A 22,830-nucleotide genomic window follows, 5' to 3' on the forward strand; every position below is an offset into this window, starting at 1 on the left:
CCGGAGGACAACCTTCCGCAGGTCCGCCCGGTCAAGAAGGCGTGATCAGACGCCTTGCCCGTACCGCTGCCGCGCTCGCCGCAGCCTCCCTTTCACTCACCGCCTGCGGCGGCGGCACCGACGACGGCGGGGCCGCGAAACCGGCCGCCCACCCCGTGTTCTCCGAGCCGCTCGACCGGCAGGTCTTCCTCGCGCTGCGCCACACCCAGAAGGCCGGCAGTGCCGAGCTACGCCAGACGGTCACCTTCACCTCGCGGCACGGCAAGGCCGTCCAGACCCTCACAGGACGCGTGGACTTCACCGGCAGCCGAGGAGAGGCGGCGAGCACCTGGCGCGTTCCCCGGCAGTTCCCTGAGGACGCCCGCGCGACGATCCTCGGATCGCTTCCGGGGCGGACCACGGGCGACACCTCCAGCCGGTACACGGTGGACACCCGGGCCATCCACTACCGCGCCGCCTCCGCCGGCTACTGGCTGCGGTACTCGGGCGACATCAAGCCGCTCTGGGGCGTCGACTCGATCAGCCATCTGCGCGGCTCCGAGGCCGCGATCGGCAGCACGCTCCTGGAGGCACTCGGGACGGCGGAGGCGACGGCGCAGTCGGGCACGGCGGGGCGTTCGTACACCGCCACGTTCCCGCTGCAGGCGGCGATGAACCTCTTCCCGTACGACCTGCGGAAGGAGTTCGTCCCCATCCCGCTGAACGCCACCGTGAAGACGGTCGGGATCCCGGTGACCGTCGACGCCGACGCCGACGGCCGGGTCACGCGTGCCCGGGCCGATCTGTCCGCCCTGCTCTCCAAGGAGAAGGACAGCGCCCTCGCGGAGGTCACCGCGCTCCACGCCGACCTCACCCTGGGTGGATTCGGCGCCGCGAAGCCGACGTCCGCGGCGACACCCGCCGAGCGCACCCTGGACGCCGGCACGGCGGTGATCGCCACGTACGACGCGAAGGCGGGGGACTGCATGGACTTCAACACCGGGCTGCGTCAGCACCGGTTGGTGACGCGGGTGCCGTGTACCGGCTCCTACGACGGCAAGGTCCTGGGGCAGCACACGCTCGCGGGCGGCTGGCCCGGAACCGAGTCGGCGAAGAACCGGGCCGAGCGGGCGTGTGCGGACGTGGCCGGCGACCGGTCCTGGTACACGTGGTCGACCGAACGGGAGTGGACGGACAACGGCGAGGGCCGGGCCACCTGCTACTCCGTCACCCGCGGCTGACCGTCGGCCCCCGGGTCATCGGGCCGGCTCCAGGGCGTGCGGGAGCGTGCCCCACGGGTGGGCGCCCGTGCCCGGGACCGCGCAGTGGACGGGGGTGGTCGGCAGGGCGCCGTGGGGGGCCGCGTAGACCAGATGGCAGTAGTGGTCGGCGACCGGGAGGTCGAGGGCTCGGTAGGAGTCCCAGGGGCCCTCGAAGGTGACCAGCAGATCGGCGAGCGCGGCATAGCCGGGGTCGGGGTGGGCGCCGTGGTTGAGGACCAGCGTCCGGGCCCCGGCGGCTCGGGCGGCGACGCCGATGCGCCGGAAGTGCTCGAGGGCCTCGGGCGCGGTCGGCACCTGGTCGAGGAACGCCCCGTCGGCTCCGTACCAGTCGCGGTGGCGCAGCAGCTCGGCGACGACCTCGCAGTGCGGTCGGCGGCCGTACGCGGTGTCGACGTAGCCGAGGACCCGCGTCCCGGCGGCGCGCAGCCGCTCGGCGACGGCGGCGAAGGCGGGATCGGGTGTCCGCCCCGCACCGTTCGCGGGGTTGAGGACGACGCCGTACAGCGACGGCGCGGCCTCGATCACGGCGTCCCAGGCATCCGGTCGCTCGGCGGGATGCTCGTAGAAGGGCACGAGGAGGGAAGGTTTCTTCACGGTCGTCCTAGGCGCGGTGGGCTGTCGGGCGTATGAGCAGGGCGCCGGCCAGGACGGCCAGGACGGTGGCCGCCGCCCCGGCCGCGACGGGGCCGGCCGTCGGGGTGAGGGTCTGCGCCACCGCGGCGAGCGTGCACACCGCGGCGGCGCTGCGAACCGCGCCGAAGGCCTGGAGGAGCAGGGCGAGCCAGAGCACGACCCCGACCAGCAGGAGCCCGAGGAGCCGGGCCCCGTCGAGCGCCGGGGCCCCCGGCCACAGCAGCGTGCCGACGGAGGCCAGGGCGAGCAGGACGGTGAGATACGCGCCGAGGCAGTGCGCCAGCGTCCCCGCGGCCGCCCGTCGGAACGCGCGGGCACTGGTGAGGGTGCGCAGTCCGGTGAGGGTCTCGCGGCGGAAGCGGTGCAGCAGCCACTCGGCGGGCCCCATCGACAGGGTCAGGGCGACCACGGGCGCGGCGCCCGTCACCAGGGCGTCGCCGGCCCCCGCGTACAGCACCAGCAGGCCGGTGCCGAGGCCGAAGAGGCCGTACGGGAGGGAGGCGACGAGCGGCGGGCCGGACCGGAGCCTCGGGCCCGGGCGCAGCACGATCGCCGCGAAAGTGACCGTGGTCGCCAGGGCGAGGACGAGCAGCCCGGCGCGGAGGGCGTCGGGGAGGTCGTACCAGAACGCGGGCACCGCTCCGGCGAGCGGCAGCAGGGCGCAGAGCAGGGCGCGTTCGCGGCCGAGAACGAGCAGGACGGTCGCGGCGCCGAGGTAGAGCGACTGTCCGGCGGCGAAGACGACGACCGGCCACGCTCCGGGCCCGGCGGCGGCGAGGGCGACGGCCGAGCCGACGAGCGCACCCGCCGGGCCGCCGAGAAGCAGGGCGCGGGCGGCCGCCCCGCGTTCGCCGAGGCCGAGCCAGGAGTACGCGCGATGGGCCAGGGCCTGGTTCCACACCCATCCGGCCACGGCCGACGCGAGCAGCGGGCCCTTGCCCGGCCCGGCCAGGAGCGGCGCCGCGAGGACGTACGCGAGGCCGGGCAGGGCGAAGACGAGTCCGCGCAGCAGGCAGCCGACGAGGCCGCTGTGCCAGGGCCCGGTGGGCGGGGCATCCGGCTGGGGGTGGCGCCGCTCCACGCGCGCGTAGAGGTCCTCGGCGAGCGCGAAGGAGTCGGCGCGCCCGTAGGTGAGGCGGATGTGGTCGTCGGTCATGCCGTCGGATTCGAGGATCGCGGCGATCTCGTCGGGGTGCACGGCGCAGGCGGCCAACGCGTCGAGCCGGTCGGCGAGTTCGTCGAGCGGGTCGACGGCGAGGGCACCCTGATCGAGGGCACCCTGATCGAGCGGATCCTGCACGAGGAGCCCCTGTCCGCCGCCCGCGTGAGGGCGTGGGATCACCGGCAGGGTGTCCCGCATCGTGCCGTTCTTGAGCCACAGCGAGCCGCTCACGACAGGGAGCCTCCGCCGACGAGTTCCTGGCGCCAGGGATCGGTGAGGCGCACGGTCCAGTCCGTTCCGTCGTCGAGATCGACCGGTGGCGTGTCGGGCTGCCCGGCGAGTTCGCGGTAGATCCGGCGGAAGCCGTCCACCGAGCGGTGCAGGGTGAAGCGGTCGACGACCCGCTGCCGGGCCCGGCGGCCCAGTTCGGCGCGCCGTTCCCCGTCGCGCAGCAGCTCCGTCATGGCCGCGGCCAGCACGGCGGGTTCGCGGGGCGGGACGACGAGTCCCGTGTCGCCGACGGCCTCCCGTACTCCGCCCACATCCGTGGACACCGTGGCCCGGCCGCAGGACATGGCTTCGATCAGGGAGAAGGGGAAGCCTTCACTGATCGAGGACAGCGCCACCACGCTCCCCGCCGCGTAGGCGCCGGCCACGTCGGAGACCCGGCCCTCGAAGGTGATGCCGTCGGTGACGCCCAGTTCGGCCGCCAGTTTCTCCAGGCGGGTCCGGTAGTCCTCGTTCCCGGCCGGTACCGGGCCGAACAACCTGAGCCTCAGTTCCGGGAGTTCGGCGCGGGAGATCGCGTACGCCCGGATCAGCGTCTCCAGGTCCTTGATGGGGTCGATCCGGCCGCACCAGCTCAGGGTGGGGACCTCCGGCTCGGGGCCCGCGTAGGGGAAGGCGTGCGGGTCGACGCCGTTGTAGACGGTGCGGATCCGGGCGGCGGGTGCGCCGCCGCGCTCCTCCCAGCGCCGGTTGTACTGGTTGCAGGGGGTGATCAGGTCGGCTTTGCGGTAGCCGAGGGTGTTGAGCTCGCGGTAGAAGCCGAGCATCAGGGCCTTGACGGGCCAGCGTTGGGCCTCGGTGCGGTAGCCGAGGTAGCGCTCTCTCAGATAGATGCCGTGTTCGGTGAGCAGAAAGGGCACTCCTTCGAAGCGCTGGGCGGCGAGCGCCGGCAGCGTCGCGAGGCCGCTGGAGACGGCGTGCGCGACGCTGCTGCCGGATATCCGGGCGGCGAGCGGCCGCAGCGCGTGCTCCAGCAGATCGGTGGCGGTGAGCGCGTCGTGGACGGTGGGCCTCGCGGCGGCCGTCGGCAGATGCGGCATGGTCCAGATCCACATCAGGGAGCGGAGCATGCTTTCGGAGCGCAGGGCCGCGGTGAGCCCTCCGCGCCGGGCGAGTTCGGCCAGGGCGTAGAGGCCCTCGCCGAAGTCGCAGCCGGCGCCCGGGTCGAGTATCGAGAGCAGGAAGCGCTCATAGGTGTCGACGAGGCGACGGCGTGCCCGCCCGCGCGGGGCCCGGCCCCGCTCCGGGGCGAGGCCCCAGAGCGGGAAGGCGGTGTGCCGTCGGACGTTGGACGGCAGCTCCCAGGTGACCGGTTCGCGGCCGCTGCCGGTGAGGGCGAGGACCTCGAAGTCGACCTCGGGCATCCCCCGGACGAGCTGGTCGCACCAGGTGCTGACTCCCCCGTGGACATGCGGATAGGTGCCTTCGGTGAGCATGGTGACGTGACGGCCACTGCTCGGCATGTGCGTTTCCCCCAGAACGTACGGTCAGCGGTCGGTGCGCGAAGCGGTCGGCGGGTCTCAGACGGTCGGGAGCCGGAGCGTGGTCGCGCTCTGCAGGGGCTCCGGGGCCGTCCAGGCCGAGCGCGTTCCGGCGTAGGCCGTCCCGAACACCGCGGTGCCGAGGAGGAGTTGCTTGCGCGTGCCCTCGGGGACGGTGATCGGCGCGGTCACGCCGGCGGGCGCCTTGACGGTGACGGTGGTGCCGATGCGGTACGCGGTGACCTGGCCGGCCGCGAGCGCCTGATCCCAGGCGGCACGGCGGTTCAGCTCGGTGCCGACGTCGCGCTGACGGGGGTTCACCAGCGGGGTGTTGTCGGCGAAGAGGGCCCGGTAGTCGGCGAGCACCCGGTCGAGGACGGGGTAGAGGATCCGCTCCTCGGCGAGGTTGGACTGGTGGACGTAGTGCGGGCGCGGGTCGTTCGCCACGATGTGGGAGAGGGCCGTGCGCGCCTCCTGCGGGACGATGTGGGACACGTACCCGGTGGCGGTGTCGAGCGGTGCGGGCAGGCAGGTGGAGGCCGGGTTGGACTCGCAGATCCCGCTGCCGCCGGCGGCACGCGAGGTGTAGATCCAGTTGTACTCGTCGGCCATCTCGGCGGCCGTTCCCACGTTGTAGTACACGTTCATGGGGTGTCGCGGGACGGTTTTCGCGGCGCCGACGGCGCGCTGCCGGGGCTCGCGGGAGTTGTCGCTGGCGATCCACTTCACGCCGTTGTCGGCGAGCGCGCCGGCCAGGTTCGGGTTGTCGGCGCCCTGCTGCGGGAGGGTCTTCAGACCGGAGTGCTCGCCGGTGACGAGTTCGGTGCGGTCGACGGAGATGCCCTTGGCGACGGCCCAGTTGTGGTTGTCGCGGATCTGTCCGGAGATCGCGCCGCGGCTCGTCCACAGGGTGGCGCCGGTGGCGTTCTTGGCGCACTGCCAGGGGACGGTGGTGTTGTCCTGGACGCAGCCGAGGAAGGGGTGGGTGTAGGTGTGGTTCACCCAGCGGTACTGGGCGCGGTCGGCGATCAGCTGGGTGGCGAGCGGGTCGGTGCCTCCGTGCTCGGTCTTCCACTGCTCGCCCTGGCCGCCGTTGTAGACCATGTCGAGGGTGAAGCCGGAGGACTTCTGCCAGGCGGCCGCGTACCGGGCGTCGTCGGCGGTCATCCGGACGGGGTTCACGCCCTCCCCGTCGCCGCCCACGCAGTCGAAGTCGCCGGGGGTGCAGTTGCGGACCGTGTCCCAGCGGGCGTCGGGGGCGAGGACGTCGTCGACGTGGACGGAGAAGTAGCTGCGGCTCTGGCCGAGGTGGACGCCCTGGGTGAGCCATTCGACGATGCCGCGGGCGAGCGCCCGGAACTGCCGCTGGTACTGGTTGTAGGCGAAGGTGACGACCAGTTCGCGGCGCCCGTCGTGGGCGTACTCGCCGATCAGGCTGGCCCGGCCGCCGCCGTCGACGGGGATGTCGAGGAAGCTGGTGAAGCCCTCGCGCGGACGGCCGGCGTAGCCGTAGCTCTCGGAGATCGTCGGGTCGTTGTCCTCGAAGGTCAGCGGCCCGTCCAGGTGGCGGAAGGGTCCGGCCCGGCCGGCCGCGGTGACGGAGGCCGCGGCCCCGTCGAGGGGACCGGACTGGCCCCCTTCGCTGGTGTAGTCGAGACCGACGCCGGGGTGGGCCCAGGTGTACGCGTCGACCTGCGGGATGCCGAAGGTCTTCTCGTACGCGGTGAGGGCCGCCTGCTCGGCCGAGTCGGGGCCGAAGGCGGACTCGTGGGGCAGGACGACGCCCTGGTACTTGGCCCGGGGGCGCCCGGAGACCGTGTCGCTGAGGAATCCGGCGTTGATGACCGGGCGGCCGGAATCGGCCAGATCGACCCGGCGGTACGGGACGCCTGTGGAGCGAAGTTCGGAGGTGATCGCCTCCACGGCGCTGCCGCCGTCGTCGACGACCAGGACGGTGAGGTCGATCCGCGGAACCACTTCGGCCGCACTGGCCCCCGCGGACGGGATGACGGTGGCCAGGAGCGCGGCGGCCAGCAGGGATGCCGTCCTGGCTGTTCTGGGCATACGGGATCCGGCAGAGTCCATCTGGTGGTGTCCCCCCTCGACAGGCCCGGCCGGTCAGGGAGGACCTGTGGAGATGATGCGGATGATGCAAAGGAGCGGCTGCTGCCCTTGCGCGAATGAGGCGAGTGTGACCGAGCTCTCCGACACTGAGGGGTAAACGTGAAAGAGACACCACGGATGAGTGAATCACCGTCGCCGTGAGCGAAGACGAAGAGCGAGCGTAGGCTCGTTCTCGGCGTTCCCCGGGCCGAAATACGATGCGGCGGGCACGGTCGGCCCATCCCTCGACCGCCACAGAACTCAATGGAAGCGAGATTTCACCACCGTGACTGCTCTCACTCTCAGCACTGCCGGCGCGGCGACGCTGCGCGCCGACGCCCTTGTCGTCGGCGTAGCGAAGTCCGGAAAGGGTCTGCTCGTCGCCCCGGGCGCCGAGGCCGTGGACCAGGCGTTCGACGGCAAGCTCGCCGCTGTCCTGGAGACCCTGGGCGCCGCGGGTGCCGAGGGTGAGGCCACCAAGCTGCCCGCCCCCGCCGGCCTGAAGGCCCCCGTCGTGCTCGCCGTCGGCCTGGGCTCCGCACCCGAGGACGGCCAGGCGTACGGCGCCGAGGCCCTGCGCCGCGCCGCCGGCACCGCCGCCCGCACCCTGACCGGCGCCAAGAAGGCCGCGTTCGCGCTGCCGATCACCGCCGTCGAAGACGCCGAGGCGATCGCCGAGGGCGCCCTGCTCGGTGCGTACGCCTACACCGCGTACCAGGAAAGCAGGAACGGCAAGGACGCGAAGAAGCCGCTGGCCGAGGTCGCCCTGCTCGGCGCCAAGCCGCGCGACAAGGCCTTCAAGGCCGCCGCCGAGCGTGCGCTGGCGCTCACCGAGGAGATCAACCGCGCCCGCGACCTGATCAACATGCCGCCGAACGACCTCTACCCCGAGACGTTCGCCGCCATCGTCACCGCCGCGGGCAAGGAGCACGGCCTCAAGGTGCAGGTGCTCGACGAGAAGGCGCTCGACAAGGGCGGCTACGGCGGCATCCTCGGCGTCGGCAAGGGCGCGGTCCGCGGCCCGCGCCTGGTCAAGATCGCCTACACCCACCCGGAGGCGGAGAAGACCCTCGCGCTGGTCGGCAAGGGCATCACCTACGACTCGGGCGGCATCTCCCTGAAGCCGGCCGGTCACAACGAGACGATGAAGTGCGACATGAGCGGCGCCGCCGCCGTGTTCGCCGCGGTCGTCGCCGCCTCCCGCATCGGCCTGGCCGTCAACGTCACCGGCTGGCTGGCGCTGGCCGAGAACATGCCGTCGGGCTCGGCCACCCGCCCCGGCGACGTGCTGCGCATGTACAGCGGCAAGACCGTCGAGGTCCTCAACACCGACGCCGAGGGCCGGCTCGTCCTCGCCGACGCGCTGACCAGGGCCTCGGAGGAGAACCCGGACGCGATCGTCGACGTGGCGACGCTGACCGGCGCGATGGTGCTGGCCCTGGGCAACCGGACCTTCGGCATCATGGCCAACGACGACGACTACCGCACCGCGATCCACGAGATCGCCGAGGAGGTCGGCGAGCAGTCCTGGCCGATGCCGCTCCCGGCCGACCTGCGCAAGGGCATGGACTCCCCGACCGCGGACATCGCGAACATGGGCGAGCGGATGGGCGGCGGCCTGGTCGCCGGTCTGTTCCTGCGGGAGTTCGTGGGCGAGGGCATCACCTGGGCCCACCTCGACATCGCGGGCCCGGCCTTCCACGAGGGCGCTCCTTACGGCTACACCCCCAAGGGCGGCACGGGCTCCGCGGTCCGCACCCTGGTGAAGCTGGCCGAGCGGACGGCCGACGGCGAGCTCTGAGCCGTCGTGTGACGTACACGGCCCCGGGGACCCGCTCCCCGGGGCCGTGTACGTTGCGCCCTCGACGAAATCCGTAGGTTCGTACGCCTCTGTTACCCGGCCGTACGGACGATCCCCCCGTCTCAGACACCGGCCCCGCGTCCCGCCTTCCGGCAACAAGTGCGAAGATGGGTTCTCGGCAGGACAGGGCCCCCACCACAGGGCCGAAATAAAAGCGGCCGAACACCAGCCGACAGGCCGGTCAATCCCCCCGGAAGCGGGACAGGGTGCCGGCGAGCGGCGCACATGCATGGAGGACGTGACGTGGCGAACGACGCCAGCACCGTTTTCGACCTAGTGATCCTCGGCGGCGGTAGCGGCGGTTACGCCGCGGCGCTGCGCGGAGCGCAGCTGGGCCTGGACGTCGCACTGATCGAGAAGAACAAGCTCGGCGGCACCTGCCTGCACAACGGCTGCATCCCGACGAAGGCCCTGCTCCACGCCGGCGAGGTCGCCGACCAGACCCGCGAGGCGGAGCAGTTCGGTGTCAAGGCCTCCTTCGAGGGCATCGACATCAAGGCCGTCCACAAGTACAAGGACGATGTGATCTCGGGCCTCTACAAGGGTCTGCAGGGTCTGGTCGCCTCCCGCAAGGTGACATACATCGAGGGCCACGGCCGCCTCTCCTCCCCGACCTCCGTCGACGTGGACGGCCGCCGCGTCGAGGGTCGTCACGTCCTCCTCGCCACCGGCTCCGTACCGAAGTCGCTGCCGGGCCTGGAGATCGACGGCAACCGCATCATCTCCTCGGACCACGCGCTGACCCTGGACCGCGTCCCGGAGTCCGCGATCATCCTCGGCGGCGGTGTCATCGGCGTCGAGTTCGCCTCCGCGTGGAAGTCCTTCGGTACGGACGTCACCGTCATCGAGGGCCTGAAGCACCTGGTCCCGGTCGAGGACGAGAACAGCTCCAAGCTTCTTGAGCGCGCCTTCCGCAAGCGCGGCATCAAGTTCAACCTCGGCACCTTCTTCCAGTCCGCCGAGTACACCGACAGCGGCGTCAAGGTCACCCTGGCCGACGGCAAGACCTTCGAGGCGGAGGTCCTGCTCGTCGCCATCGGCCGCGGCCCCGTCTCGTCCGGTCTCGGCTACGAGGAGCAGGGCGTCGCGATGGACCGCGGCTACGTCCTCGTCGACGAGTACATGCGTACCAACGTGCCCACGATCTCCGCGGTCGGCGACCTCGTCCCGACCCTGCAGCTCGCGCACGTCGGCTTCGCCGAGGGCATCCTGGTGGCGGAGCGACTGGCGGGTCTGAAGACCGTTCCGATCGACTACGACGGCGTGCCGCGGGTGACGTACTGCCACCCCGAGGTCGCCTCCGTCGGCATCACCGAGGCCAAGGCCAAGGAGATCTACGGCGCGGACAAGGTCGTCGCCCTGAAGTACAACCTCGCGGGCAACGGCAAGAGCAAGATCCTGAAGACCGCGGGCGAGATCAAGCTCGTCCAGGTCAAGGACGGTGCCGTGGTCGGCGTCCACATGGTCGGTGACCGCATGGGCGAGCAGGTCGGCGAAGCGCAGCTGATCTACAACTGGGAGGCGCTGCCGGCCGAGGTCGCGCAGCTCATCCACGCCCACCCGACGCAGAACGAGGCGCTCGGCGAGGCGCACCTGGCGCTGGCCGGCAAGCCTCTGCACTCCCACGACTGACGCTCACGTCATCCACGGGCGCGACGACCACTTTCCGCAATTCGTTAGGAGCAACTGAAACCATGTCGGTTTCCGTAACCCTGCCGGCGCTCGGCGAGAGCGTCACCGAGGGCACCGTCACCCGCTGGCTCAAGGCCGAGGGTGAGCGTGTCGAGGCCGACGAGCCGCTGCTCGAGGTCTCGACCGACAAGGTCGACACCGAGATCCCCGCCCCCGCCTCGGGCATCCTGGCCTCCATCAAGGTCGCCGAGGACGAGACCGTCGAGGTCGGCGCCGAGCTGGCGATCATCGACGACGGCACCGGTGCGCCGGCTGCCGCCCCGGCCGCCGAGGCCGCTCCGGCTCCGGCCGCCGCTCCGGCGCCGGTCGCCGAGGCCCCCGCCGCCCCGGCCCCCGTGGCCGAGGCCCCCGCCGCGGCTCCGGCCGGTGGCGCCACCGGTACGGACGTCGTCCTGCCGGCGCTCGGCGAGTCCGTCACCGAGGGCACCGTCACCCGCTGGCTGAAGTCGGTCGGCGAGACCGTCGAGGCCGACGAGCCGCTGCTCGAGGTCTCCACGGACAAGGTCGACACCGAGATCCCGGCCCCGGCTTCGGGTGTCCTGCTGGAGATCGTCGTCGCCGAGGACGAGACCGCCGAGGTCGGCGCCAAGCTCGCCGTCATCGGTGCCGCGGGTGCCGCTCCGGCCGCCCCGGCCCCGGCTGCCGCCCCGGCCCCCGCCGCCGCCCCGGCTCCGGCCGCCCCGGCCCCCGCCCCCGTGGCTCCGGCCGCCCCGGTCGCCGCTCCGGCTCCGGTCGCGCCCGCCGCCCCGGCTCCGGCTCCGGTCGCCGCTCCGGCCCCCGTGGCCGCTCCGGCTCCGGTCACCCCGGCCCCGGCCGCCCCCGCCGCCGCACAGCCGGCGGAGGACGGCGCCTACGTGACCCCGCTGGTCCGTAAGCTCGCCGCGGAGAACGGCATCGAGCTGGCGTCCGTCAAGGGCACCGGCGTCGGCGGCCGCATCCGCAAGCAGGACGTCCTCGCTGCCGCCGAGGCCAAGAAGGCCGCCCCGGCCCCCGTCGCCGCCGCTCCGGCCGCCGCGTCGAAGGCCCCGGCCCTCGAGGTCTCCCCGCTGCGCGGTCAGACCGTCAAGATGACGCGGATGCGCAAGGTCATCGGCGACAACATGATGAAGGCGCTGCACGGCCAGGCCCAGCTGACCTCGGTCGTCGAGGTCGACATCACCAAGCTGATGAAGCTGCGCAACCAGGCGAAGAACTCCTTCGCCGCCCGTGAGGGCGTCAAGCTGTCCCCGATGCCGTTCTTCGTGAAGGCGGCGGCCCAGGCGCTGAAGGCCCACCCGGTCATCAACGCCCGGATCAACGAGGACGAGGGCACCATCACGTACTTCGACTCGGAGAACATCGGCATCGCCGTGGACTCCGAGAAGGGTCTGATGACCCCGGTCATCAAGGGTGCGGGCGACCTGAACATCGCCGGTATCGCCAAGAAGACCGCGGAGCTCGCGGGCGCCGTCCGCGCCAGCAAGATCACGCCGGACGACCTCGCCGGTGCGACCTTCACGATCTCCAACACCGGCTCGCGCGGTGCGCTGTTCGACACGATCATCGTGCCCCCGAACCAGGTCGCCATCCTGGGCATCGGTGCCACGGTCCGTCGTCCGGTCGTCGTGAACCACCCTGACCTGGGTGAGACGATCGCGATCCGCGACATGACGTACGTCGCGCTCTCCTACGACCACCGCCTGGTGGACGGCGCCGACGCGGCCCGTTACCTGACGGCCGTCAAGGCGATCCTGGAGGCCGGCGAGTTCGAGGTCGAGCTCGGCCTGTGAGCGCAAGCTACTGAGCTGTAACAAGCCTCACCTGCGGCGCCCCCACCTGGAAGTGTTTCCGGGTGGGGGCGCCGCCGTATTGTCTTGGGTGTCAACGCGTCCCTAAGGAGCGGCTTCATGAGCGTGCCCGTCGTCCACTCGCTGCGCGAACAGATCCGCGAGCACATCGTGGAGGGCATCGTCAGCGGTCGCTGGAAGCCGGGCGAGCGGATCGTCGAGCGCCGTATCGCCACGGAGCTGGAGGTCAGCCAGACGCCGGTGCGTGAGGCGCTGCGCGAGCTGGAGTCGCTGCGGCTGATCGAGTCGTCGCCGAACAAGGGCGTACGGGTCCGGAACCTCACCGCGGCCGACCTGGAAGAGAGTTACCCGGTCCGGGCAGGTCTGGAGCAGATCGCGGCGGAGCTGGCGGCGACGCGTCTCGCGGCCGACTGTTCCACCCTGGAGCCGCATGTGACGGCCTTGTACGAGGCGGACCGGACAGCCGACGGCACGGCGCAGGTGCGGCACACGGTGGCCTTCCACCGGGAGCTGGTGAAGGCCGCGGGGAACAGCGTGCTGCTGCACACCTGGGAGGGCCTGGGCATCGAGGTGTTCACGGCGCTGTCGATCCGCTGGCTCGGCACGGTCCAGAAGTCGTACGCGGAGGAGCACCAGGAGCTCGTGGAGGCCTTCCGCCGCGGCGATCCGAACATCGGCGCCCTGGTCAAGGCCCATGTCCTCGGCTGCGCGCCGAGAGCCTGAATCGGCCTCGTACCCCCCGCGTACGTCCCGAGCGGTTCCTGAGCACCTCCTGAGCGGACCCACCCCGGTGGGTCCGCTCATTCGTGCGACCCCCCTCTCATTCGCCCTCTCACCTGCGAAAACAAGGCACCCGGTGCCCCTTTTCGCGGCACCCTGTGCCGACTTTCTCGATCTGAAGAGGTTTTCTCCTTCAACCCTTTGATCGATCATCGATCGGCGGCTTACAGTCTTCGGCGGGCCGCTACCCGGCCCTTCGCCCTGTCCTGCCAGACAAGGCACCCCTTCTCCACCCCCACCTGTCCGGAAGGCGGCGATCATGACCGATCCCGTAGGCAAGATTCCGAGCGAGCTCGACCAGCTCCCGGACCGTGACACCGAGGAGACCGCCGAGTGGGCGGCCTCCCTGGATGCCGTCACCAAGGCCGCCGGCCCGCACCGGGCCGCCTACCTGATGCGCCGCACGCTGCAGCACGCCGAGGGTGCGGGCCTCGCCCTGCCCAAGCTGCTGGAGACGGACTACGTCAACTCCATCCCCACCTCCGCGGAACCCGTCATCGACGGCGACGAGGAGATGGAGCGGAAGATCACCGCCTGGAACCGCTGGAACGCGGCCGCCATGGTCACCCGCGGAGCCAAGCACGGCGTCGGCGGCCACATCGCCACCTTCGCCTCCGCCGCCTGGCTCTACGAGACCGGCTTCAACCACTTCTTCAAGGGCAAGGAGTCCGGCGACGCCGCCGGCTCCGGCGACCAGCTCTACATCCAGGGCCACGCCTCCCCCGGCATCTACGCCCGCGCCTTCCTCGACGGCCGCCTCAACGAGGCGCACCTCGACAACTTCCGGCAGGAGTCGGGCGGCAACGGCCTCCCCTCCTACCCGCACCCGCGCCGCCTCCCCTGGCTGTGGGAGTTCCCGACCGTCTCCATGGGTCTGGGCCCGCTCTCCGCCATCTACCAGGCGCGCTTCAACCGCTACCTCACCAACCGCGGCATCAAGGACGTCTCGTCCTCGCACGTGTGGGCGTTCCTCGGTGACGGCGAGATGGACGAGCCCGAGTCGACCGCGGCACTCGCACTCGCCGCCCGCGAGGGTCTGGACAACCTGACCTTCGTCATCAACTGCAACCTGCAGCGCCTCGACGGCCCGGTCCGCGCCAACTTCAAGATCGTGCAGGAGCTGGAGGCCCAGTTCCGCGGCGCCGGCTGGAACGTCGTGAAGTCGCTGTGGGGCGGCGCCTGGGACGAGCTGTTCGCGCTCGACACCACCGGCGCCCTCGTCCGCCGCCTCCGCGAGGTCCCGGACGCGCAGGTCCAGACGTACCAGACCCGCGACGCCGCCTACATCCGCCAGGACTTCTTCGGCTCCGACCCGGCGCTCGTCGCGATGGCGCAGCTGCTGAGCGACGACAAGATCCTGGAGTGCTTCCACCTCTCGCGCGGTGGCCACGAGCCGCGCAAGGTCTACGCCGCGTACAAGGCCGCGCTGGAGTTCAAGGGCGCGCCGACGGTCGTCCTCGCGCAGACCGTCAAGGGCTTCACCCTCGGCGAGGGCTTCGCCTCCAAGAACGCGAACCACCAGATGAAGAAGCTCTCGGTGGACGAGTTCAAGAACATGCGCGACCTGCTCGGCCTGCCGATCTCGGACGCGCAGTTCGTCGACGGCGTGGTGCCCTACGGCCACCCCGGCGCCGACTCCCCCGAGGTCCGCTACCTCCAGGAGCGCCGCGCGGCCCTCGGCGGCCCGGCCCCGGCCCGTCGCGTCCAGCCGCTCGCCCCGCTGCCGGCCCCGGCCGAGAAGGCGTTCGCCGCCTTCGACAAGGGCTCCGGCACGCAGTCGATGGCGACCACGATGGCGTTCGTCCGCCTCGTGAAGGACCTGATCCGCGACAAGGAGACCGGCAAGCGCTGGGTCCCGATCGTCCCGGACGAGGCCCGTACCTTCGGTATGGAGTCGCTGTTCCCGTCGCTCGGTATCTACTCGCCGAAGGGCCAGACGTACGAGCCGGTCGACCGCGACCAGCTGATGTACTACAAGGAGGCCGTCAACGGCCAGATCCTCAACGAGGGGATCACCGAGGCCGGCTCGATGGCGGACTTCATCGCCGCTTCGTCGTCGTACGCGACGCACGGCGAGGCGATGATCCCCTTCTACATCTTCTACTCGATGTTCGGCTGGCAGCGCACCGCCGACCAGATGTGGCAGCTCGGCGACCAGCTCGGCCGCGGCTTCCTCGTCGGCGCCACCGCGGGCCGTACGACGCTGACCGGTGAGGGCCTCCAGCACGCGGACGGCCACTCCCCGATGATCGCGGCCACCAACCCGGCGGCGCTGTCGTACGACCCGGCGTTCGCCTACGAGGTCGCGGCGATCGTCAAGGAGGGTCTGCGCCGGATGTACGGCGAGGCCGCCGAGGGCGAGGACCAGAACGTCTTCTACTACCTCACGGTCTACAACGAGCCGATGCCGCAGCCGGCCAAGCCGGCCGGTGCCGACGAGGGCATCATCAAGGGCCTGTACCGCTTCAACACGGCGGAGTCGGCCGGCCTGGACCTGCCGGCGGACGCCTCGCGGATCCAGCTGCTCTCCTCCGGTACGGCCATCCACTGGGCCCTGGAGGCCCAGAAGCTGCTCGCCTCCGAGTGGGGCGTGGGCGCCGACGTGTGGTCCGCGACCTCGTGGACGGAGCTGCGGCGCGACGCGCTGGAGGCCGACGCGGCGCTGCTGCGCGGCGAGGAGCGGGTCCCGTACGTCCGCCAGGCGCTGGAGGGCGTGGAGTCCCCGGTCCTCGCGGTGTCGGACTACATGCGTCAGGTCCCCGACCAGATCGCCCAGTGGGTCGAGCAGGACTGGTCCTCGCTCGGTGCGGACGGCTTCGGTCTCTCCGACACCCGCGAGGCGGCCCGCCGCCACTTCGGTGTCGACGCGCAGTCGATCGTGGTCGCGGCCCTCGCCCAGCTCGCCCGCCGCGGCGAGGTTCCGGCCTCGGCCGTGAAGGAGGCGCGCGAGCGCTACGGCCTCTGACGAGGTCCGACCGTCGGTGCGGGCACGCATGATGGGGTCATGCGTGCCGCCCGGTTGATCAAGATGGTCCTGCTGCTCCAGTCCCGTCCGTCGATGACGGCGGCCGAACTGGCCGAGGAGCTGGAGGTGTCCGAACGGACCATCACCCGTGATGCCCTCGCCCTCTCCGAGGCGGGGGTTCCGGTGTATGCGGACCGGGGTCGGGCGGGTGGATACCGGCTGATCGGTGGGTACCGCACCCGTCTGACGGGCCTGGCGCGCGGCGAGGCCGAGGCACTGTTCCTGTCCGGGCTGCCGGGCGCGCTGCGGGACATGGGGCTCGACGACGCGGCGTCGGCGGCCCGTCTGAAGGTGTCCGCGGCGCTGCTGCCCTCGCTGCGCGACGCCCCGGAGTCGGCAGCCCAGCGCTTCCATCTGGACGCCCCGGGCTGGTACCAGGAGCCGGAGACGCCCGAGTTGCTCGCCCCGATCGCGGAAGCGGTCTGGGACGACCGGACGATATCGGCCCGCTACCGGCGCGGGGACACCGAGGTGGAGCGTGAGCTGGCACCGTACGGCCTCGTTCTCAAGGCCGGGGTCTGGTACCTGTGCGCGCGTTCGGGCACGGCGTTCCGTACGTACCGGGTGGACCGCTTCGCGGCCGTGGCCGTCGGCGAGGAGCGTTTCGAACGGGACGAGTCGTTCGACCTGCCGGCCTTCTGGGCGGAGCGGGCCGCGGAGTTCGCGCGGTCGATCCTGCGCGCCGAGGTCGTGCTCCGGCTCTCGGATGCGGGGGCGCGCCGACTGCCGTACGTGACGGACCGCGCGGCGGCCGAGGAGGCGCTGGCGGCGGGAGCGAAGGACGCCGAGGGCCGGCTGACGGTGACGCTCCGCGTGGAGAACGAGCAGGTCGCCTTCAGCCAGCTGCTCGCACTCGGCCCGGAGGCGGAGATCCTCGCCCCCGCCCCCCTGCGAGCCCGCTTCACGGAGGCGGCACGGGGTCTCGGGGCGCTCTACGACTGAGCGGGGGCGGGCGGCCCGGGCCCGCGGTCCCTTACCGCGCCGTCGACTGGGCGGCCCGCCGTCGGCCACCCGCTTCCCAGCCGCAGCGCGGCGACTTGAGGCACAACGGCTCGCGGCACTACGGGCTTCGGGGCGTCGGCGGCCGGGTCGCGGCGCGGCCCGGGGCGCCCTGCCGCTCGGCAGAGCCGCGCGGCCCCTGCTGACCGTGCCCGCGGGCACGGGCCAGCGGCTGACGGCCGGGCGGGCGCGGGCCGCCTCCCATGACACGCGCCGCACTCCCTAGCGGTAGTCCGCCACGTCCGGATCCCCGGTCTCGCCCGCGATCATGAAGCCCCACGCGTCCGGCTGGGAGCCGTCGGCGTCCGTGAAGCCGTACTCCTTCGCGAGCCGGCCGCTGTCGAGCGACCGGCCGTTCCAGCGGGCCCGTTCGGGGTCGGCGGCGAGCGCCGCCACCGCTCTGCCGACGTACACCGGCGACTCGGCGATGGCGAAGCCGGGGATCCTCTCGACCGCGTCGTGCCAGTTCTCCTCCGTGACGCCGAACGCGGCGAGCATCTGCTCGGAGCGCAGCCAGCCCGGTGTGAGCGCGACGGCGGTGCCGCCCACGCTCTCGAGGTCGTGGGCGAGCGCGAACGCCATCCGGAGGGGCGCGGTCTTCGCGAGATCGTAGAAGAAGTTGTTCCGGAAGCGGGTGTTGTACTCGGCCGTGCCGTCGGTCATCTCGACGACCAGGCCGCCGGGGTTCCTGATCAGCAGGGGCAGCGCCAGGCGGGAGGTGATCGCGTGCGTCTTCACGCCGAGCTCCAGCATCCGCAGCCCGCCCGTCAGATCGGTCTCCCAGACCTTCTTGTCGAACTCGATCAGGTGCTCGCCACCCCAGACGTCGTTCACCAGGACGTCGAGCCGCCCCTGCTCCTTGTCGATCCTTTCGACGAGCGCACGGACCTGGTCGATCTCCAGATGGTCGGTGGGAACGGCGACGCCCTCACCGCCCGCCGCCGTCACCAGCTCGGCCGTCTGCTCGATGGTCTCGGTCGTACGGCCGACCTCGCTGACCTTCTCCCGGGTGGTGCGCCCGGTCACATACACGGTGGCGCCCGCCGCGCCGAGCTCCACGGCGATGGCCCGTCCGGCGCCCCGCGTCGCGCCCGCGACCAGTGCGATCCTGCCGCTGAGCGGCTTCGTTTCCGTCTCCATGGAACGAGCGTGACAGGAAAATACGACATCTCCCGTCCGGTTTCATTTTGGTCGTTTCCGGGTGCGTCGCCCTCCCCCAAGGTCGATGCTTGGTCCGTGATGGACGAGACGGAGTTCTGGGAGATCATCGACTCCACCCGCGAGGCCGCCGAGGGCGACCCCGAGGAACACGCCGACCTGCTCGTCGAGCGGCTGCTGCAGCTCGACCCCGACTCCGTGCTCGACTTCGCCCGCCACTTCGAGGCCCGCTACAACCGCGCGTACCGCTGGGATCTGTGGGGCGCGGCCGCGGTGCTGCTCGACGGGGCGGGCGACGACGCCTTCGACTACTTCCGCTGCTGGCTGATCGGGCAGGGCCGGGAGGTCTTCGAGGGCGCGGTGCACGAACCCGACGCGCTGGCCGAGCTGCTGGTCGAGTTCGACGAGGAGATCGACGGGGACGGCGAGGAGTTGGGCTTCGCCGCCGACGAGGCGTACGAGCAGCTCACGGGCGCGGAGGCGCCGGACCTGGGGATTCCGCCGCAGCCGGCGGAGCCGGAGGGCGTGGCGTTCGACCTGGAGGACGACGAGGTGCTCTCCGCGCGCTATCCCCGGCTGTGGGAGCGCTTCGGCGGCTAGGCCGCGGGCTCCATGGAAGGTACGGACCCGGGGGGTCGTCCCCACCCCGGGTCCGTACCGGTCCGTCAGCCGAGCCGCAGCTCGGGGTCCACCTGGCCGAGGATCATGTCCGTCCGCGCAGGGAGCGCCTCGTGGAGGGTGTCGGGCTGCGGGACCACCCAGTACTTCCCCTCCGCGACCTGCGCGAAGACCCGCTCGGCGTGTTCCTCCGGCGTCAGCCCGTGCTCGTCGCTGAGCGTCTGCAGCCGCTCGGCGAACCCGGTGACCTCGGGCGCTTCGTCCGCGCCGGGGCGGGCCGCCCGGAAGATCTCGCTCTTGACGGCGCCGGGGGTCACCACGGACACCTGGATCGGAGCACCCTTCATCCGCATCTCGTAGTGCAGCGACTCGGTCAGTGCGAGCGCGCCGAACTTGGTCGCGCTGTACGGCGCCATCAGCGGGCTGGGCAGCAGGCCGCCGATGGAGGACACGTTGACCACCCAGGCCCGCTCGCCGCGCTCCAGCATCCGGGGGACGAAGGAGCGGATGCCGTTGACGTAGCCGCCGATGTTGACCCGGAGCATGGCGTCCCAGCGGTCGGCGGGGATCTCCCAGGAGTAACCCATGGCCATGATCCCGGCGTTGTTGACCAACAGGTCGACGGTGCCGAAGCGGGTGTACGCGTGGTCGGCGAGGGCGTCGACGGAGGCCGGGTCGGCGACGTCGGTGACGACGGTCTCGACCTCGGGCGCGGTGTCGGTCGCGCGCAGCTCGTCGGCGAAGGCGGCGAGGCGTTCGGCGGCGATGTCGGCGAGCACCAGTTTCATGCCGAGTCCGGCGGCGTGGCGGGCGAGCCCGGCGCCGATGCCGGAGGAGGCGCCGGTGATCACGGCGGTCCGGCCGCCGAAGACACGTGCGGCGAGGGAGGACATCAGAAGTGGGTCCCGCCGTCGACGCGGACCTCGGTGCCGGTGATGAACTTCCCGTCCTCGCTCGCCAGCATGGCCACGACGCCGGCGACGGTCTCCGGTCCGGCGAAGCCCTGGCCGAGGGCGGGGGCGAGCTTGGCGAAGAGGGACCAGTCGGTGTCCTCGGGCAGGCCGGGGCCGACGGACTGGCGGCTGGCGCCGGTGCCGTCGGTCATGCCGGAGGAGATGGAGCCGGGCTGGACGGCGGTGAAGCGGATGCCCTGCTTGGCGTACTCGGCGGCGAGGGCGTGGGTCATGGACTGGATGCCGCCCTTGCTGGCCGCGTAGGCGGCCATGTACGGGTGGGCGAACATCGCCGAGGTGGAGGAGAAGTTGACCACGGCGGAGCCGCTGCCCTCCAGGAGCGCGGGGATCGCCTCGCGGATCACCAGGAAGGTGCCGGTCAGGTTGGTCCGGAGGACCTGCTCGAAGGAGTCGAGGCTGGTCTCGTGGGTGTGCGAGGAGCGCAGGATGCCCGCAGCGTTGACCAGGACGTCCAGGCCGCCCAGCGTCTCGACGGCGGTGGCGACGGCCGCGCGCACCGAGGCCTCGTCGGCGACGTCCAGGACGACGGTGGCCAGTCGGCCGTCGGCCGCGTCCGCCTTGGCGACGGTGTCCTTCAGGCCGTCCTCGCTGATGTCCGCGGCGACGACGCTGCCGCCCTCGGCGAGTATGCGCAGCACGGTGGCCTGGCCGATGCCGGAGCCGCCACCGGTGACCAGTGCGCGGCGTCCTTCGTAGCGGTTCATGTCCTGTCCGACCTCTCGACGACGAGGGCTCTCGGTGGCGAGCCTCACGATGTACGGACACCGTACGTCCATGTGGCACGATTTGCCACACCTGCATGAAATGCATGGACGGCAGAGGCGGGGCGTACCCTTCGTACGGTGAGCACCAAGCCCCCCTCCCTGACGGAGCGCCGCAAGGCCGCCACCCAGCTCGACATCGCCCGGGCCGCCGCCGAGCTCTTCACCGAGCGCGGCCCGGACGGCACGACGGCCGAGGACATCGCCCTGCGCGCCGGGGTCGCGCTGCGGACCTTCTACCGCTACTTCCGCTCCAAGCAGGACGCCGTCGCCCCGCTCCTGGCGGGCGGCGCGGACCGCTGGCGCGAGTCGCTCGCGGCGGCGGAGCCGGGTTCGACCGTGCCGACCGCGCTGGAACGGTCGATCAGGGAAGCGCTCGCGGCTGCCGACGACGAGGCCGCGGAGGGGCTGCGGTGGACGCGGGGGCTGCTGCGCGCGGCCGCCACGGACCCTGCGCTGCGGGCGGTCTGGTACCGGGTCAACCAGGAGTCGGAGGAGAAGCTGCTGGCCGTGGTGGCCCAGCTGGCCGGCCCGGACGCCGACCCGCTGGAGGTACGGCTCGCGGCGGCGGCGGCGACCGACGCGATCCGGGTGGCCCTGGAGGCATGGGCGGAGACGGACGCGCCGGTACGGGGCAAGGGGGCACCGGCCGAGCTGGCGGTGCGGTGCCTGCGCGAACTGATGGGCGGGATGGCCCCGTTGACACCCCGGGAGGCCGGGCGCTCCTAGACCGGCCATGATCCGCCGGACCCCCTCGGGCACCGGCCATGATCCGCCGGACCGCGCCTCCCTACGGCGTGACCGCGCGGCCCATCAGGACGTCGTCGACGTACGCGCCGCCCAGGAAGAACTCTCCGGGCAGGACGCCCTCGACCACGAAGCCCTCGGACGCGTAGAGGGCGCGGGCGGGCTTGTTGTGGCCGAGGACGCGCAGGGTGAGCCGGGTGCCGCCCTGCCGCCGGGTCTCCTCCATGGCGGCGCGCAGCAGCGCGCGGGCCACGCCCCGGCCACGGGCGCTCTCGGCGACGGCGAGGCCCTGGATCTGGCGGACGTGCGCGTTGCAGGCGAGCGGGGTGGGCGGCACGAGCCGCAGATAGCCGACGACGGTCCTGCCCTGCTCCGCGACCAGATAGTCCTCGGGCCGGTGCCGCTCGTCGAAGAACGGTTCGTACGGGGGTTCCGGCGCGGGCATCACGGCGTGCAGCGGCGACCAGGTGGCGCGGTCCAGCTCCCCGAGGGCGTACTCGTCGGCGGGAAGGGCCCGTCGTATGTGCGTCTCCGGCGCGATCATGTCGGCAACTGTGCCATGTGCGGACCGGGGAGGGCAGGATGTCCCCATGCAACGCTCCCGAATCGCGGTCACCGGCGCCTCCGGACTCATCGGCTCCGCCCTGGTGCGCTCGCTGCGCGCCGACGGCCATCAGGTGCTCCGGCTGGTACGGCGGCCCGCCCGGACCGCGGACGAGGTCGAGTGGGACCCGGCGCGGCTGTACGTGGACGCGGCGGGGCTCGTGGGCGTCGACGCGGTCGTGCATCTGGCGGGCGCCGGCGTCGGTGAGCGCCGCTGGAGCGAGGCGTACAAGAAGGAGATCCGCGACAGCCGCGTGCTCGGTACGACGGCGATCGCGCAGGCCCTCGCCTCGCTCGCCGATCCGCCGAAGGTCCTGGTGTGCGGCACGGCACTGGGCTACTACGGCGACACCGGCTCGCGCGCCGTGGACGAGAGCGCACCCGCGGGCGAGGGTTTCCTGCCCTCGGTGTGCGTGGAGTGGGAGGCCGCGGCCGCCCCCGCCGAAGAGGCCGGTATCCGGGTCGCGTACGCCCGCACGGGTCTGGTGGTGGCCCGCGAGGGCGGGGCGTGGGGCCGGCTGTTCCCGGTCTTCCGTGCCGGTGTGGGTGGCCGGATGGGCGATGGCCGCCAGTACTGGAGCTTCATCTCGCTGCACGACGAGGTGGCCGCCCTGCGGCATCTGATCGAGACCGACTCCCTCTCGGGCCCGGTGAATCTGACGGCGCCCGAACCGGTCACCAACCGCGAGGTGACGGCGGCGATGGGCCGTGTGCTGCGTCGTCCCACGGTCTGCGCGGTCCCCGCGCCGGCGCTCAGGCTCGTACTCGGGGACTTCGCCCAGGATGTGCTGGGCAGTCAGCGGGTGCTGCCGGGCCGGTTGTCGGAGTCCGGGTTCCGGTTCGCGTTCCCCACGATCGACGAGGCGATCCGCGCCGCCGCCTGACCACGGGCGGGG

The 22,830-nt window shown here is 72.1% G+C and carries 18 protein-coding genes; 10 read left to right on the forward strand and 8 right to left on the reverse strand.

Annotated features, from left to right (window positions below; genetic code table 11):
- Positions 1-41 precede the first annotated feature (41 nt).
- A complete protein-coding gene (locus ACZ561_RS29770) occupies positions 42-1,220 on the forward strand; it encodes a hypothetical protein (protein ID WP_471000688.1) in 1,179 nt (392 codons plus the stop codon).
- A 15-nt stretch (positions 1,221-1,235) separates the two neighbouring features.
- Here ACZ561_RS29770 and ACZ561_RS29775 read toward each other — a convergent pair whose 3' ends face one another.
- The 4 genes from ACZ561_RS29775 to ACZ561_RS29790 are packed head-to-tail and all read right to left on the reverse strand — an operon-like array spanning position 1,236 to position 6,890.
- Positions 1,236-1,856, reverse strand: coding sequence for a spherulation-specific family 4 protein (locus ACZ561_RS29775; protein WP_471000692.1), 621 nt, complete (start codon positions 1,854-1,856; stop codon positions 1,236-1,238).
- A 7-nt stretch (positions 1,857-1,863) separates the two neighbouring features.
- The gene (locus tag ACZ561_RS29780) at positions 1,864-3,288 is read right to left on the reverse strand and encodes a hypothetical protein (RefSeq protein WP_471000695.1); all 1,425 of its coding nucleotides are present in this window, start codon (positions 3,286-3,288) and stop codon (positions 1,864-1,866) included.
- A complete protein-coding gene (gene pelF / locus ACZ561_RS29785; protein ID WP_471000698.1) occupies positions 3,285-4,808 on the reverse strand; it encodes a GT4 family glycosyltransferase PelF in 1,524 nt (507 codons plus the stop codon). The genes ACZ561_RS29780 and pelF overlap by 4 nt, the downstream gene beginning before the upstream one ends.
- A 57-nt stretch (positions 4,809-4,865) precedes the next feature.
- Positions 4,866-6,890 carry a hypothetical protein gene (locus ACZ561_RS29790; protein ID WP_471000701.1) on the reverse strand — a complete coding sequence of 675 codons (2,025 nt, stop codon included), beginning with the start codon at positions 6,888-6,890 and terminating at the stop codon, positions 4,866-4,868.
- Between the two features lie 325 nt (positions 6,891-7,215).
- On the opposite strand from ACZ561_RS29790, the gene ACZ561_RS29795 reads away from it, so the two are divergent.
- The 6 genes from ACZ561_RS29795 to ACZ561_RS29820 all read left to right on the forward strand — a co-directional run bounded on the left by ACZ561_RS29795 (position 7,216) and on the right by ACZ561_RS29820 (position 17,016).
- A complete protein-coding gene (locus ACZ561_RS29795) occupies positions 7,216-8,730 on the forward strand; it encodes a leucyl aminopeptidase (RefSeq protein ID WP_471000704.1) in 1,515 nt (504 codons plus the stop codon).
- 303 nt (positions 8,731-9,033) lie between these two features.
- Positions 9,034-10,422 carry a dihydrolipoyl dehydrogenase gene (lpdA, locus tag ACZ561_RS29800; protein ID WP_376440962.1) on the forward strand — a complete coding sequence of 463 codons (1,389 nt, stop codon included), beginning with the start codon at positions 9,034-9,036 and terminating at the stop codon, positions 10,420-10,422.
- Positions 10,423-10,484: 62 nt separating this feature from the next.
- On the forward strand, positions 10,485-12,251 hold the full coding sequence (gene sucB, locus ACZ561_RS29805; RefSeq protein ID WP_471000707.1) for a 2-oxoglutarate dehydrogenase, E2 component, dihydrolipoamide succinyltransferase: 1,767 nt from the start codon (positions 10,485-10,487) through the stop codon (positions 12,249-12,251).
- 117 nt (positions 12,252-12,368) lie between these two features.
- Complete coding sequence (locus tag ACZ561_RS29810) at positions 12,369-12,992, forward strand: GntR family transcriptional regulator (protein ID WP_329121377.1); 624 nt, start codon at positions 12,369-12,371, stop codon at positions 12,990-12,992.
- Between the two features lie 316 nt (positions 12,993-13,308).
- A complete protein-coding gene (gene aceE / locus ACZ561_RS29815) occupies positions 13,309-16,014 on the forward strand; it encodes a pyruvate dehydrogenase (acetyl-transferring), homodimeric type (protein ID WP_471000710.1) in 2,706 nt (901 codons plus the stop codon).
- A gap of 39 nt (positions 16,015-16,053) precedes the next feature.
- Positions 16,054-17,016, forward strand: coding sequence for a helix-turn-helix transcriptional regulator (locus tag ACZ561_RS29820; protein ID WP_471000713.1), 963 nt, complete (start codon positions 16,054-16,056; stop codon positions 17,014-17,016).
- A 279-nt stretch (positions 17,017-17,295) separates the two neighbouring features.
- On the opposite strand, the gene ACZ561_RS29825 is transcribed toward ACZ561_RS29820, so the two are convergent.
- Complete coding sequence (locus ACZ561_RS29825) at positions 17,296-18,213, reverse strand: SDR family oxidoreductase (RefSeq protein ID WP_471000715.1); 918 nt, start codon at positions 18,211-18,213, stop codon at positions 17,296-17,298.
- A gap of 99 nt (positions 18,214-18,312) precedes the next feature.
- Between ACZ561_RS29825 and ACZ561_RS29830 the strand changes: the two genes are divergently transcribed.
- Positions 18,313-18,831, forward strand: a complete 519-nt coding sequence (locus ACZ561_RS29830) for a DUF4240 domain-containing protein (protein ID WP_471001006.1) — start codon at positions 18,313-18,315, stop codon at positions 18,829-18,831.
- A gap of 65 nt (positions 18,832-18,896) precedes the next feature.
- Here the strand turns inward: ACZ561_RS29830 and ACZ561_RS29835 are convergent, their stop codons facing one another.
- Both ACZ561_RS29835 and ACZ561_RS29840 read right to left on the reverse strand, forming a co-directional pair.
- Positions 18,897-19,742, reverse strand: a complete 846-nt coding sequence (locus tag ACZ561_RS29835) for an SDR family NAD(P)-dependent oxidoreductase (RefSeq protein ID WP_471000718.1) — start codon at positions 19,740-19,742, stop codon at positions 18,897-18,899.
- Positions 19,742-20,527: an SDR family NAD(P)-dependent oxidoreductase gene (locus tag ACZ561_RS29840; protein WP_471000721.1), complete on the reverse strand. Its 786-nt coding sequence runs from the start codon at positions 20,525-20,527 to the stop codon at positions 19,742-19,744. Before ACZ561_RS29840 ends, ACZ561_RS29835 begins: the two co-directional genes overlap by 1 nt.
- A gap of 138 nt (positions 20,528-20,665) precedes the next feature.
- Here ACZ561_RS29840 and ACZ561_RS29845 point away from each other — a divergent pair, with 138 nt between their 5' ends.
- Positions 20,666-21,313: a TetR/AcrR family transcriptional regulator gene (locus ACZ561_RS29845; RefSeq protein WP_471000724.1), complete on the forward strand. Its 648-nt coding sequence runs from the start codon at positions 20,666-20,668 to the stop codon at positions 21,311-21,313.
- Positions 21,314-21,374: 61 nt separating this feature from the next.
- On the opposite strand, the gene ACZ561_RS29850 is transcribed toward ACZ561_RS29845, so the two are convergent.
- A complete protein-coding gene (locus tag ACZ561_RS29850) occupies positions 21,375-21,875 on the reverse strand; it encodes a GNAT family N-acetyltransferase (protein ID WP_471000727.1) in 501 nt (166 codons plus the stop codon).
- A gap of 46 nt (positions 21,876-21,921) precedes the next feature.
- Here ACZ561_RS29850 and ACZ561_RS29855 point away from each other — a divergent pair, with 46 nt between their 5' ends.
- The gene (locus ACZ561_RS29855) at positions 21,922-22,818 is read left to right on the forward strand and encodes a TIGR01777 family oxidoreductase (RefSeq protein WP_471000731.1); all 897 of its coding nucleotides are present in this window, start codon (positions 21,922-21,924) and stop codon (positions 22,816-22,818) included.
- The last annotated feature ends 12 nt before the right edge of the window (positions 22,819-22,830 follow it).

Source organism: Streptomyces sp. NPDC039609 (assembly GCF_055596705.1).